Here is an 11,805-nt window from a genome sequence, read left to right as displayed (position 1 = left end):
AGGAAATGGCACCATGAAGAATCCGATTCCCGATTACCTCCACGAAGTGCTCGATGCGCTGCGCGACGACACCTCCGGGCAGCGCGCCGGCTACATTCCCGAACTGGCCGACGCCAATCCGGATTTCTTCGCCCTGGCCGTGACCACCGCTATGGGCAGCACCTACAGCGCCGGGGATGCCGGGATCGAGTTCACCATCCAGTCCATCTCCAAGCCCTTCGCCTACGCGGCGGCCATCATGGACCGCGGGCTGGAGCATGTGCTGGAACATATCGGGGTGGAGCCTTCGGGCGAGGCCTTCAACGAGCTGTCGCTGGAGGATGGCACCAATCGGCCGAAGAACCCGATGATCAATGCCGGGGCGATCGCCGCCCACGGCCTGATGGTCGGCGCCGACGCCACCGGCGAGCAGCGCGTTGACCGGGCACTGGATTTGTTCTCCGCACTGGCCGGGCGCCGGCTGCGCATCGACGAAGCGGTCTTCAACTCGGAGCTGGGCACCGCGGACCACAACCTGTCCATGGCCCACATGCTGCGCAAGCACGGGATCATCGGCGATGACCCGCATGAGGTGGTCACCGGCTACACCCGCCAGTGCTCCATCCTGGTCACCGTGGCGGATCTGTCGGCGATGGCCGCCACCTTGGCCAATGGCGGGGTGCAGCCGTGCACGCACGAGCGGATCATGGACGAGGCCACGGCCCGCCAGGTGATGTCGGTGATGGCGGTGGCCGGAATGTACGACGGGGCCGGCGACTGGCTGACCCGCGTCGGGATCCCCGCCAAGAGCGGGGTGGCCGGCGGGCTGGTGGGCGTGCTGCCGGACCAGGTGGGCATCGGCGCGTTCTCGCCGCGGCTGGATTCGCACGGCAACAGCCAGCGGGCGCGGCGGGCCTTCGAGCGGCTGTCCACGGACATGGGCATGCACCTGCTGGCCCCGAGCCATGGCCGGCTCGATGTCATCGACGTGCAGCGCGGCGGCACGCGCGAGACCTTCTCGCTGCAGGGCAACGTGCAGTTCACCGCTGCTGCCGAACTGCTCGATATCATGTCCGAGTCGCGTTTCGACGGAGACGTGCATGTGGATATTTCCCGGGTCTTCTCCTTCACCGATGTGGCCCGGCGAATGACCTTGGAAGGGCTGCGCCGGCTGCGCAATGAAGGGCGTCGGGTGTTCTTGCATGATCCGTTGCAGTCGCTGGCAAATCCGGATTTGGGCGATGGCACCTATCCGGAGACGCCCTGAGCGCCGGAATCTAGCGGAAGATGTCCAGGTACGCCAGCGCGGAACCCACCCGGTACTCCGCGGCGGGGTTGTTGGCCACCAGGTAGCGGTCCCGGATGGCCAGTTCCACGTTGTCGGTGACGATGCCGTCCACGCCGAGGCCCAGCAGCTCGCGGATGGTGGACTCGTCATTAACGGTCCAGGCATACACCTCCCGGTCCAGCGCGTGGGCCTGCTCCAGGAATTCGCGGGTGAAGGAGGCCTGCTCCAGGGTGTAGAAATCGGCGTTCGCCTTCGGCAGCCCGCCCACGCTCATGGCCACGGTCAGCCCGACCCGCAGCTCGGGGCGCTGCGCCTTGATTTCCTTGACTGCCCGGGGGCTGAGCGAATGGTAGATGTTCTGCGTGGTGGTCCCGGTAGCGTCCAGCTGCGCCAGGAAGCGCTCCAGGTAGCCCTTGGATTCGTGGCCGGTGACCTTCAGCTCCACGAGCACCGGGATGCCCAGCTCATCGGCGTGCTCCAGGTACTCCTGCATGGTGGGGATGCGGTCGGCGAAGCCGCCTTCGCGCACGGTGACCTTCCGGACTTCGGCCAGGGTCATCTCGTGGATGTTCCGGTTCACCCCGGCGACCACCAGCAGGTTGGTATCGTGGCTGGCTACGAAATGCCCGTCCGCGGTTTCCTGGAAATCGGCCTCGACGATGTCGGCCTGATGCGTTGCCGCGGCTTCCAGGGCTCCCAAGGTGTTTTCCACCCCGCCCGCCGAGTAGCCGCGGTGGGCCAGGATCTGCGCGTCCCCGGCTCCCGTTGCGGTCTGCCCCAAGGCAGGGGATGCGGCAAAGCTCGCTGAAAGCACCAAGGCCGCGGCCGCGGTCCCGGCGGTGGCCTTCAGTGCGCGCGACTGCGCGCTGCGATGCCGCTGCGAGCGCTCCTGCAGGGTGACGGGCAGTGCCAGGTGCTCGCGGCTCAGGGCCACCACAATCTGAATCGCCACCACGGTCGCGGCTCCGATCAGCAGGAAACCGAGCGTGTGTCCCACGCCGATGCACAGGGTCGCCACCAGCGCGGAGTTCTGCACGCCGAGCAGGCTGGCGGCCAGATCCGAGGTCCATACCAGCGCCTCGACCAGCAGCGAGGCGCACAGGGCGCAGACTCCCAGCGGGATCCCGATCAGCAGCAGGTAGCGCAGGCTGTTGCGGTGCGTGGCCTTCAGGCTGGTGCCCAAGGCAGCCAGCGGCCGCTTCGGCCCGACAGCCAGCAGCGGCAAGGTGAGCACCAGGCGGAGGTTGGCGTAGATGATCGCCCCGATCATCAGCAGGTAGATCCCCGTGCTCAGCGGCGCCTTGAGGTACTCGCGGGTCACGAAGGGCGGGATCCCCACACCCTGGATCAGCACCGAAGACAGGCCCAAGCCGCCCAGCGGCAGGGCGAGGAAAAAGTACACCATCATCAGCGGCGAGGGGTAGGACAGCATCCGGCCAAGGCAGTCGGCGGTCTCGCGGCACTCGGCCCGCAGGTTGGGAGGCTTCCCGGATTGCTGGCGGTTGACCATCACGATCAGTGCTACGAACTGCACGCTCACCGCGCCCAGTGCCAGCACCGCGATGGCCAGCAGGAGCAGCACCGAGACCGGATGGGCCAGCAGCACGGTGTAGGTCCGGTCGGTGACGTTGTTCAGCTTGCTGATTTCCAGCGCCAAGCCGAAGAGGTACTTGATCGCAGGGATGACCAGCAAGCCATTAGCTGCCTGCAAGGTGGTGATCACCGCCAGGTAGCGGAAAACGCGCACGTGCCCAAGCTTCAGCACGCGCAGCAGGAAACCGAGGATCTGCCTCAGGGCAGGCAGGCCGCGGCCCGAGGGCAGCGCAGCGGCAGGAAAGTTCTGCCTGTCCTTGCGCGATGAAATCCTTGGGTCCACTGCTTTGCTTTGCCTTCCCGCCCGCCGGGTACACCTCGGCGGCTCCTTGCAATTCTATCGCCGCCACGTGCCGTTCGCTGTGCGCCTGCTGGATGGCAGCTGCGGGTAGCTTGCTGGACAAGGGGCGAGTGTCACCGCCAACGGGCAAGACCCAATACGAACTAGTCGAGAAGAACCCATGGATATTTCAAGTTGGATCGTTTTGGGACTGATCGCCGGTGCTATTGCCAAGGCCATCAAACCCGGAGAGCAGGGCGGCGGATGGCTCGCTACTTTGCTGCTGGGCATCGTCGGCGCAATCGTAGGTGGCCGGATCGGCTCAGCAGTCTTCGGCGAAGGCGTGGACCAGTTCTGGTCCCTGTCCAGCTGGCTCCTGGCCATCGGCGGGTCGCTGATCGTATTGGGGATTTGGGGATTGTTCACGCGCAAGCGTGCCTAACTGCACCTGAAAAGCAACGGTCCACCACGGAATAGTGGTGGACCGTTGCCGTATGAGGAAGTGCCTCTCGCATGCCTGCGCCGGATGCTCACTGGCGAGAATCGGATTCAAAGTCCCGATCCCGAGCCGAATCAACCTCGGGGCCAGTGTCCGCTTCCTTGGTGGAAGACTCGCTCTGTTCGAGCTCGTCAGTACTGTGCTCGTGAATCGTCTCGCGTAGACCCTCGACTTCCTGGGCCCGTCCTTCCCAGTAGGCCGGCTCTAAGCCGAAGCCATTAGTCGCTTCTTCGGCCATCTTCTTGAAACCATCTCGATGGTCCTCCAGAGCGTTATTCAGATCCTCGAACTCAGCATGACTGACACTTACATCAACGTGCTTTCGTGGCATTTGCATCATCCTAACTTGTTAGAAAGGCTAAATACTTTCTGGTTTCGTCTAACTTACGCGTCCAAGTTGCCTGCGACAGCTACCACAAGGTTTTCCTCAGAAACCTGTCTTCAGAAACACAGGAACTAGGCCCCTCGCGCGTCAGACGATCACTCAACTAGAGCACGTGGAGAATCAAAATCACTGAAGGAAACTAAACGGGCTACTATCCCTTGGTCGGTCTGCTAACTAAGGTATCGGTCAGATCTTCCAGCGTGGATAAAGCGGTGCTATGCGCTCTGCACCTACCGGGAAGACGCGGTGCTCTCCGCCATCTGAGATTTCCCCCTGGAAGGCTGGCTTGGCTCGTCCTCGATCTCGACGCTGCGGATCATGGCCTTCAGGAACTTGGCAACCGCAACCCTCTCGGCCTCGGAGAGCGTGCATACGGCATCCATCATCTGCTCATGCATCCGATGCAGCGTTCCTCGAACGTCCGTATCACTGTAGTCAGTGGGCACAATTCCCACAGACCGCCGATCTGCAGGATGCACAATACGCTCGGCATACCCATCGCGGCATAACCGGTCGATCAATACCGACACCGAGGCATTGGAGATCCCCAGTTCCTCAGCAAAATCCCGCTGGCGGGGAACCAACCCCTTACGGTGCGCAGCGAGCAGGAAGCGCAGCGCCGACATATCGGTCTCATTCATTCCCATCGAACCGCGGGTCGCAGCTCGCATCTTGCGCTCCGCCTCACGGTACTTGCGCATCAGATTCAGCAAATCCACCGCTTCGGGCACCGAACGGCCCTCGCCGTACCAATACCCACTGGCTTGATACCTACTCATGAAAACTCCTTCCGCCGGATGCGAACGCCATGCCCGCAACCCCTGGGGTTCCAATACCCTTCTTCGCGAGGTCCAGCTTGCTCAACACAGAAAAAATCATGTAACCTATCTAATAGTTAGCTTGTCTAAAGATATTCTACTACGAAACAGCTATCAGTACCGGAGTGAAAGATGAAAGAATCCTTAGCAGTTCCCGTAGAAACAACGATGCATGACACCAATTCGTGGACCACGCGAATCCACAAGATCGCCGCCTTCGCCTCTGAAGAGTGTCGGAGCCGGGACGCGGTGCATTCAGCAATATGCACCATTACCGGGTCCCCGGAGCAGCTGGTCGTGAATTTGGCCTGCACCGCGAAGAGTGAACGGGACGTATCCTCGCTGATGCAATATGTCAACGACACCCTCATGCCGCAGATGGAGACAGCGCTCGGTGTCCGATTCGAGGTGAAGAATCTGCAGTTCGCCGTCGCCGGCAAGGAGAGCCTGCTCGCAGCACCAGAGCACGCGCCCGAAGCTGGACTCCCAGCACATTGGCTCGATCAGCCTTCCGCCGCACCTTCGCTGGCCCCCACCACTGGTTTAGGGTTCGAACCTACCAGTTTGGGAAGTGAATCAGATGGATCCCATGCAGATTTGAGCATGGCCTAGGATCTGCAGCACCCGCCGCACACCAAGAGCGGCACCACCAAAACGACGGGACCTTTCCGAAGCGCATCTCACTGCGGAGAATTACGTCCACATCGATATTTTTCATGAGCAGTGCACGAAAGGGAAGTATCTAAAATGCCAGGTCGAATCGCACGAACCCGAACCGCAGTCAGAGTCGCTGATTTTCTCGCCACCCGTGAAGGCAAGTCCCACCTGTCCGACTACGGCTGGGCGCAGGGAATGCCGATCGTCATGACGCAGCCTGCCGAATCGCTCAACGATGCCATGGGCATGGCATCAATCCATGGCCGTGCAGTGCTGGTGGCCATGCTCGATCCGCAAACCGAAGAACTGCACATGATGCATGTCACCGTCCCCCAAGCAGCACTGAAAGTCACCAGGGCCTGCGCTGATCGACTCACCATGGAAGAGTTCTTCGAACGCCTGGCGACCGAGCTCATTGCCGAGTTCCGTGTGAAATTCTGGAAGAATACTGCCGTCGCCCACAAGATCCCAGCCTGCCCCGCTATGCAGTCGCGAACCACCTCACCGGCTCGATATCCTCTCCCGGAACGCTGCCACGCAGAAGCGCCCGTCGCGGCGGGCGCCAGCCAGTAAGCCCTTCAGCCCAGCGGTCCTGGCTCATTCTCATGGCTGGTCAATACCCATGTTGGGTTGGACCGCTAATGGGCCAGAACCGGGCTTCTTCTGGGGGCTAGTTGTTGGCCTCGGTCCTCTATCCAGGGTTGCGGATACCAGGATCCAGAACAGCCACTAAGCCACAACAAAGTGCACAAAGCGTGATGGCATTACCCATGAAGCGATGATGCTTCCTTTTCGTAGCCTTCGAACCGGGATCTTCTGCCTGCCAGTTCCCTTTCAATGACGCCTTCTCGTGAAAATCATTAAGAAATGCTCACCATCAGCACGTAAAGTTACCTAGGACGCAGCGTCCACTTCAGTCAACTGCCTCCTTTCGTTGGAACTTCGGCAGTTAAACATTTAAGGACGGATTCCAGGAGCTCAGCGAAAAAGTTCATCCCCTACCGAGTTATGCTCGATATTGACCGCGAAGACGACAGCTACTGCCTCTTTAAAGCGCTCCAGCATTACGGTCGATAGCTTAGCGACCACAGCCGGCTCATGGTCACCGAGCACGGCGTCTAGAGGGTCGACTCCTTGCCCGAAGCACTCCCTCTTCACCGGGCATGAAGACCTCGGTGCCAGCATATTCTCGGTTCTTCCCCTAGAGATCGGGCAATTTTATTCGCCTGGGTGTCGGCGTCTAATCCGAATTGGCCCTTTGACACCGTCAGCTTCCACGGGCTCGCCATTTTGAGTTGCAACGACTTCACCTTGCACGGCCAATGCCGCGGCAATCTGGCGCACTTGGCCCATGCACTTACGCCACCCTTCGTCCGGCCCGCCCACTATGCGTGCAACATCACTCGGGCAGATTGACGTGTTTGCCCTATGGCTCAGCAAGCTGCGAATGGTCGCGCGGATTCGCTCTCCCATTGAATCCGATTCCGGCTCCTCCCACCACGGCTGTCCACGTTCGCCCAGTGCGAGCTTGGCATTATTCACACGCTTGCTAGCGCCGATTTCGCCTTGCTTGACTGCCCGGCGGGCTGACATCAGCTCGTTGACCAGCTCTTGTCGTAATTTCGCAGGGATCGAGGGATCACTGGCTCTCCACCGCCGCCCCTTGATTATCAGGTAGCGCCCGTCGGTGGTGGTTTGTACTGGCTTCTCTGAAGGTGCCATCCTATACCCCATCTCCATTCAAAGTCCGACTCCCGAAGCGCACCGTTGCGCTGATCGCATCCTATGGCGAATGAGTCAACTACTAGAGAATTTGCTTTCTATAAATCGTCGAAAATTAACTTGATGAAGGGCAATTGCATTCGCGGACTGCCGCAGGGTTACAGCTGTTTGATAGCTGCAGGGCTTCGGCATTTTATCTTCGTGGCTAGTGCCAGATAGGCGCTGGCACTCCCCCGATCTCTGGGGATGCTCACTTGGTTTCGGAGCACGCCAACTACTCATCAAATGCTTCCGATACCCGCTCCGATCATGGTTTGGCTGATGCCGGGTTCAATTTTTCCCCGAAGGCAGGGGTCGTTACGGCGCATTCCACGCGTTCGCCGGGCTTGCCGGTTTGCGCCGCGATCTCCTTTACCCCGTCGAGCAGGATCCGGCAGGTGGCGGTGCTGCCTGCGGCAGGCGTAGCCGCGATGGCTGCATCCTTTTCGGCCGTGATGACGCTCTGCGCAGTCCAGATTGATTCGCTGTTCTTGCCAGCACCGCTGGTCGTGGCCACCGCTTGCTCGGTCACTTCGGCCGAGTCTTCGCCGCGGCTGGGCGAGTCCAGGTAGGACACATCACTCAGCTCATCGGCGGCTTCCCCGCTCACGGTGATCTCGTAGGTCACCGCCCAGGCATCCGCAGTCGATTTGTCGAAGCTTTCAATGGCGCCGCATCCAGTCAGGCCCATGCCGAGGACAAGCGCTGCGGAACTGGCCGCTAGCCAGGTCGAAGTGCGGTTGGATGCTGAACGCGAAGTGCCGTGCATGGGATTCCTTTTCTCAGGTGGACGCAGCTGCTGCTTTCTCTACGTGTCAACACTAGTTCCGCGCGCCGGCGATGTCCTCCCGACCGGGAATGATATCCGTTGCCCCGCCTCCCCCCTCAGGGTGGAGGCAAGGATCGCCAGCGCTCCCCTGCTTGCCGCGTCTTGGATGCCCCGCTGCCCTGCGCAACGCGGTAAGCTCACTGACTGGACCCTCGCCGTTGAAAGGACATGATCATGCAGCTGCAGCTTGCCCCGGAGAATCGCAAAGCAGGCCTGCCTGCATGAGGCTTTCCATACTTGACCAGGTCCCGCTCACCGAGCATGCCCCCACCGCAGGCCAGGCCTTGTCCAGCGGCCTGCAATTGGCTCAGGATGCGGAAGCGCTGGGCTACCACCGCATCTGGTTTGCCGAGCACCACCACTCGAAATCCTTCGCCAGTGCCGCCCCGGAAATGATGACCGCGCTGGCTTTGGAACGCACGGAGACCATTCGGGTCGGCACCGGTGCCATCTTGCTGCCGTACTACCAGGCGCAGAAGGTCTCCGAAGCCATGGGCCTGCTGGCCGCCGTGCACCCGGACCGGGTGGACATCGGCGTGGGCCGCGCTGCACTCTCGGACCCGCATTACGCGCAGAAGATTGCCGCCCTGGTGCATGATTCGGACGCCGTCCACGAGCCCTCGGATACCGAACCGGCAGGCCGCGTCTGGGTACTGGGCGCTGGCGGTTCCACCGCGCCCTTGCCTGGAATGCTCGGGGCGGGCTACGTCCATGGGCACTTCCTGCGCCCTGCTGGCGGCGAGCCTGCCACCCGGGCCTACCGCGAGGCCTCGGCCAATGCGGGGCACGCCGCCCACACCGTGCTGGCCGTTCGCTTTGCCACCGCCTCAACCGAAGAGAAGGCGCAGGCCCTGGCCAATGCGCTCTTGCTCTGGCGCGTGCGCAAGGACCTCGGCCACGATGGACCGATCCCCTCGACGGCAACAGCGACGAGCCACCCGTGGAATGCGCAGGAACGGGCCCGTGCCAAGGAGCGCAGCCAAGCGCTGATCGTAGGCACCCCGGACCAGGTCCGCGACCGGCTGCTGGCCTTGGCAGAAGAGCACAGCGCCGATGAGCTGATGCTCAATACCTTGGTCTGCGACCCGGCAGACAGGTTGGATGCCTATCGCCTGCTCGCCGAGAGTTTCAACGCCTGATCTCGGATTCTGCGTCATTGCTGTGCATCCCGGTCAGCTGTTCATGGCCCAGCACGCAGGGATGCACCCCGTATCCCGGGATCCCGCGTTCCTGCCAGGGTGCCGAGCCTCTGCCTGCTTCGCCTAGCGCCTTGAACAGAGGATTCTCCTAATTGGCCGGCTCGGCGACACGGACAGCTCCACCTTCAACTCGCTTGCCCGTTCCGCGGCGCCAAACGAAAACTGGCTGGGTTGCTATCGATTGAGCACGAAAGTGTTCAGGTCATCGAGGGTCTGCTGCATGTGGTTGTCCATTGCCTGGCGGGCTTGGGAGCTGTCGTGCCGCTGAAGCGCAACCAGGATGTGCTCATGCTCGGCGATGGCGTGCTGCTGGATCTGCGCGAAGGCGCTGGTCTCACGCCGCCGTGAGGAGAGCACTCGGCCCAGCGGCTCGTAGAGCGCCGAAACGAAAACATTGCCCGAGGCCCGCAGGATCACGTCGTGGAATTCCAGGTCCGCTTCGACAAAGCGGTCCAGATCGGCGGCCGCGTGTGCTGCGCGCATGGCTTCTAGCAGTTCGCCCATTGCTGCCAGCTGCTCCTCGGTGATCCGCGAGGCGGCCAACTCGCAGGCGCCGGTCTCCAGCATGCGGCGCAACTCGATCAGCTGCACGGCGGCCGCGGCTGCCCCCACGCCGGCGGTTGTGGCGCGTACTACCGCCTCCAGCGAGTTCCACATGTTGACCGGATTCACATAGGTCCCGCGGCCCCGTTCGACGCGGATGATGTTCTGCGCCGCGAGTGTCTTGATCGCTTCTCGCACCGTCATCCGGCTGACTTCCAGGGTCTCGCAGAGTTCCAGCTCGCCAGGAATCAACTCGTCAACCGACAGTTCACCGCTGACTATGCGGTCCAAGACGCTGTCGGCGACCTCTACGACCAATGACTTCCGGGCCATGCTTCCTCCATCCCCGGGACAATTCATCCCGCCAAAGACCTGTCCAGTCTATGTCCCGCAGGCAGTTGCGGCTGACCGCGATCCATGTAACACTAATCGTCATGACAGATGTCTGACATCTTACCTATGATGCCGAGGCATTGCCCAATGACAAAGGAGTCCTTGACCATGCTTGAGTCCGAGTTGCTCGCCGGATACCTCCCGGAGCGCGAGATCGCGCCCGCGAATATCGCCGAGGCCGCGCGCTCCACCGGCAGCGTGCTGGTGGTCCTGGATGACGACCCGACCGGAACCCAATCGGTCAGCAACCTTCCGGTGCTCACCAGCTGGGAAGTCGAGGACTTCCGCTGGGCCTTCGCCCTGCAGCTGGATGGCGAACGCCCGCTGGCCGTCTACGTGCTCACCAACACCCGCTCCCTGGACGCCGACGACGCCGCACTGCGCAATGAGCAGGTAGCCCGGGCCGCCTTGCAGGCAGCGGCGGAAACCGGCCTGTCGGTGTCCTTTGTCAGCCGTAGCGACTCCACCCTGCGCGGGCATTTCCCGCTGGAAACCGACACCTTGGCCGCCACCGTGGCCGCCGTGGATCCGGATTCCTCGGTGGATGCCGTGCTGATGGTTCCTGCTTTCGGCGAAGCCGGGCGGATCACCGTGGCCGGCGAGCACTACATGCGCACCATCGATGGCCAGGTCGCCAAGGTCAGCGAGACTGAGTTTGCCAAAGACGCCACCTTCGGATTCAGCACCAGCTATCTGCCGGACTACGTCGCCGAGAAGACCGCCGGGCGCATCGCGGCCAACGACGTGATGGTCCTGGACTTGGACACCATCCGTTCCGGCGCTTCCTCCATCGCCACCCGCCTGGCCGAAGCTTCCAACGCACAGGTCGCCACCGCGGATATCGTCACGGAAAACGACCTGTTGGCCTTGTCCGAGGGCCTGCAGCAGGCCGAAGCGGCCGGAACCCGCGTGCTGTGCCGCGTGGGCCCGCCCTTCGTGCGTGCCCGAATCGGCCAGCAGCAACGGCAGCCATTGTCCGCCGAGGAGATCTACGCGGGCAACGGCGCCGAGCGGCGCACCGCCGGCGGGCTGATCGTGGTGGGCTCCCATGTGGGCGTGACCACCCGCCAGCTGGCCGACCTGACCAGCCGGCACTCGAATGCCACGGTGATCGAGCTGGACGTCCCGGAAATCCTCGCCGACGGCTCCGAGGCCTACCTGAAGGGCAAGGCCGCGCAGATCAGCGCCGCCCTGGCCACCCAGGATGTCATCGTGCACACCTCGCGCAAGCTGGTGAAAACCGATGACGCGGCGCAGTCGCTGGAGATCGCCCGCACCGTGAGCGCTGCGGTGGTTTCGGTCGTCAACCTGATCCTGCACGCTACTCCCCCGCGCTTCGTGATCGCCAAGGGCGGGATCACCTCCTCGGATGTCGCCGCCCATGGCCTGGAAATCCGCCATGCCATCGTGCGCGGGCCGATGCTCCCGGGCATTGTCTCGCTCTGGGAATCGGTGGACGGACCTGCCGCCGGCATCCCCTACATCGTCTTCGCCGGCAACGTGGGCGACGACAGCTCGCTGACCGCCGTCACCGCCAAGCTGAGCGCCACTTTCTAACCATCTTTACAATTTCCTGGAGAT

Annotated in this window: 12 protein-coding genes; 6 read left to right on the top strand and 6 right to left on the bottom strand. The window is 62.4% G+C overall.

Annotation, left to right across the window (positions count from 1 at the left end; genetic code table 11):
* Positions 1 to 13: 13 nt before the first annotated feature.
* On the top strand, positions 14 to 1,246 hold the full coding sequence (locus ACIOTN_RS13330; protein ID WP_402735485.1) for a glutaminase: 1,233 nt from the start codon (positions 14 to 16) through the stop codon (positions 1,244 to 1,246).
* 10 nt (positions 1,247 to 1,256) lie between these two features.
* On the opposite strand, the gene ACIOTN_RS13325 is transcribed toward ACIOTN_RS13330, so the two are convergent.
* A complete protein-coding gene (locus tag ACIOTN_RS13325) occupies positions 1,257 to 3,143 on the bottom strand; it encodes a glycerophosphoryl diester phosphodiesterase membrane domain-containing protein (RefSeq protein WP_402735484.1) in 1,887 nt (628 codons plus the stop codon).
* Between the two features lie 178 nt (positions 3,144 to 3,321).
* Here ACIOTN_RS13325 and ACIOTN_RS13320 point away from each other — a divergent pair, with 178 nt between their 5' ends.
* Complete coding sequence (locus ACIOTN_RS13320; protein ID WP_402735483.1) at positions 3,322 to 3,582, top strand: GlsB/YeaQ/YmgE family stress response membrane protein; 261 nt, start codon at positions 3,322 to 3,324, stop codon at positions 3,580 to 3,582.
* 88 nt (positions 3,583 to 3,670) lie between these two features.
* Here the strand turns inward: ACIOTN_RS13320 and ACIOTN_RS13315 are convergent, their stop codons facing one another.
* Positions 3,671 to 3,970 (bottom strand): hypothetical protein, encoded by a 300-nt coding sequence (locus ACIOTN_RS13315; RefSeq protein WP_105658941.1) that lies wholly within the window; start codon positions 3,968 to 3,970, stop codon positions 3,671 to 3,673.
* 284 nt (positions 3,971 to 4,254) lie between these two features.
* Positions 4,255 to 4,803 carry a MarR family winged helix-turn-helix transcriptional regulator gene (locus ACIOTN_RS13310; protein WP_133833958.1) on the bottom strand — a complete coding sequence of 183 codons (549 nt, stop codon included), beginning with the start codon at positions 4,801 to 4,803 and terminating at the stop codon, positions 4,255 to 4,257.
* Between the two features lie 207 nt (positions 4,804 to 5,010).
* Here ACIOTN_RS13310 and ACIOTN_RS13305 point away from each other — a divergent pair, with 207 nt between their 5' ends.
* Complete coding sequence (locus ACIOTN_RS13305) at positions 5,011 to 5,454, top strand: hypothetical protein (RefSeq protein WP_402697681.1); 444 nt, start codon at positions 5,011 to 5,013, stop codon at positions 5,452 to 5,454.
* 135 nt (positions 5,455 to 5,589) lie between these two features.
* Positions 5,590 to 6,072, top strand: a complete 483-nt coding sequence (locus ACIOTN_RS13300; protein ID WP_105658938.1) for a hypothetical protein — start codon at positions 5,590 to 5,592, stop codon at positions 6,070 to 6,072.
* A 645-nt stretch (positions 6,073 to 6,717) separates the two neighbouring features.
* On the opposite strand, the gene ACIOTN_RS13295 is transcribed toward ACIOTN_RS13300, so the two are convergent.
* Positions 6,718 to 6,972, bottom strand: a complete 255-nt coding sequence (locus ACIOTN_RS13295; RefSeq protein ID WP_286134677.1) for a DUF3253 domain-containing protein — start codon at positions 6,970 to 6,972, stop codon at positions 6,718 to 6,720.
* 556 nt (positions 6,973 to 7,528) lie between these two features.
* Positions 7,529 to 8,029: a hypothetical protein gene (locus ACIOTN_RS13290; RefSeq protein ID WP_402735482.1), complete on the bottom strand. Its 501-nt coding sequence runs from the start codon at positions 8,027 to 8,029 to the stop codon at positions 7,529 to 7,531.
* A 281-nt stretch (positions 8,030 to 8,310) separates the two neighbouring features.
* Between ACIOTN_RS13290 and ACIOTN_RS13285 the strand changes: the two genes are divergently transcribed.
* Positions 8,311 to 9,228: an LLM class flavin-dependent oxidoreductase gene (locus tag ACIOTN_RS13285; protein WP_402735481.1), complete on the top strand. Its 918-nt coding sequence runs from the start codon at positions 8,311 to 8,313 to the stop codon at positions 9,226 to 9,228.
* A 234-nt stretch (positions 9,229 to 9,462) separates the two neighbouring features.
* Here ACIOTN_RS13285 and ACIOTN_RS13280 read toward each other — a convergent pair whose 3' ends face one another.
* Positions 9,463 to 10,164 (bottom strand): FadR/GntR family transcriptional regulator, encoded by a 702-nt coding sequence (locus ACIOTN_RS13280; protein ID WP_402735480.1) that lies wholly within the window; start codon positions 10,162 to 10,164, stop codon positions 9,463 to 9,465.
* A 168-nt stretch (positions 10,165 to 10,332) separates the two neighbouring features.
* On the opposite strand from ACIOTN_RS13280, the gene ACIOTN_RS13275 reads away from it, so the two are divergent.
* The gene (locus tag ACIOTN_RS13275) at positions 10,333 to 11,781 is read left to right on the top strand and encodes a four-carbon acid sugar kinase family protein (protein WP_402735479.1); all 1,449 of its coding nucleotides are present in this window, start codon (positions 10,333 to 10,335) and stop codon (positions 11,779 to 11,781) included.
* Positions 11,782 to 11,805: the final 24 nt, after the last annotated feature.

Source organism: Glutamicibacter sp. NPDC087661 (assembly GCF_044743275.1).
GTDB lineage: Bacteria > Actinomycetota > Actinomycetes > Actinomycetales > Micrococcaceae > Glutamicibacter.
This window is presented reverse-complemented; position numbering and strand designations above follow the sequence as displayed.

What these genes read in the sequence shown, in the direction of transcription:
- ACIOTN_RS13300 (WP_105658938.1), top strand. Translation starts at nt 5,590, where the DNA reads ATGCCAGGTCGAATCGCACGAACCCGAACCGCAGTCAGAGTCGCTGAT.
- ACIOTN_RS13280 (WP_402735480.1), bottom strand. Translation starts at nt 10,164, where the DNA reads ATGGCCCGGAAGTCATTGGTCGTAGAGGTCGCCGACAGCGTCTTGGAC.
- ACIOTN_RS13320 (WP_402735483.1), top strand. Translation starts at nt 3,322, where the DNA reads ATGGATATTTCAAGTTGGATCGTTTTGGGACTGATCGCCGGTGCTATT.
- ACIOTN_RS13315 (WP_105658941.1), bottom strand. Translation starts at nt 3,970, where the DNA reads ATGCCACGAAAGCACGTTGATGTAAGTGTCAGTCATGCTGAGTTCGAG.
- ACIOTN_RS13275 (WP_402735479.1), top strand. Translation starts at nt 10,333, where the DNA reads ATGCTTGAGTCCGAGTTGCTCGCCGGATACCTCCCGGAGCGCGAGATC.
- ACIOTN_RS13310 (WP_133833958.1), bottom strand. Translation starts at nt 4,803, where the DNA reads ATGAGTAGGTATCAAGCCAGTGGGTATTGGTACGGCGAGGGCCGTTCG.
- ACIOTN_RS13295 (WP_286134677.1), bottom strand. Translation starts at nt 6,972, where the DNA reads ATGGGAGAGCGAATCCGCGCGACCATTCGCAGCTTGCTGAGCCATAGG.
- ACIOTN_RS13330 (WP_402735485.1), top strand. Translation starts at nt 14, where the DNA reads ATGAAGAATCCGATTCCCGATTACCTCCACGAAGTGCTCGATGCGCTG.
- ACIOTN_RS13290 (WP_402735482.1), bottom strand. Translation starts at nt 8,029, where the DNA reads ATGCACGGCACTTCGCGTTCAGCATCCAACCGCACTTCGACCTGGCTA.
- ACIOTN_RS13305 (WP_402697681.1), top strand. Translation starts at nt 5,011, where the DNA reads ATGCATGACACCAATTCGTGGACCACGCGAATCCACAAGATCGCCGCC.
- ACIOTN_RS13285 (WP_402735481.1), top strand. Translation starts at nt 8,311, where the DNA reads ATGAGGCTTTCCATACTTGACCAGGTCCCGCTCACCGAGCATGCCCCC.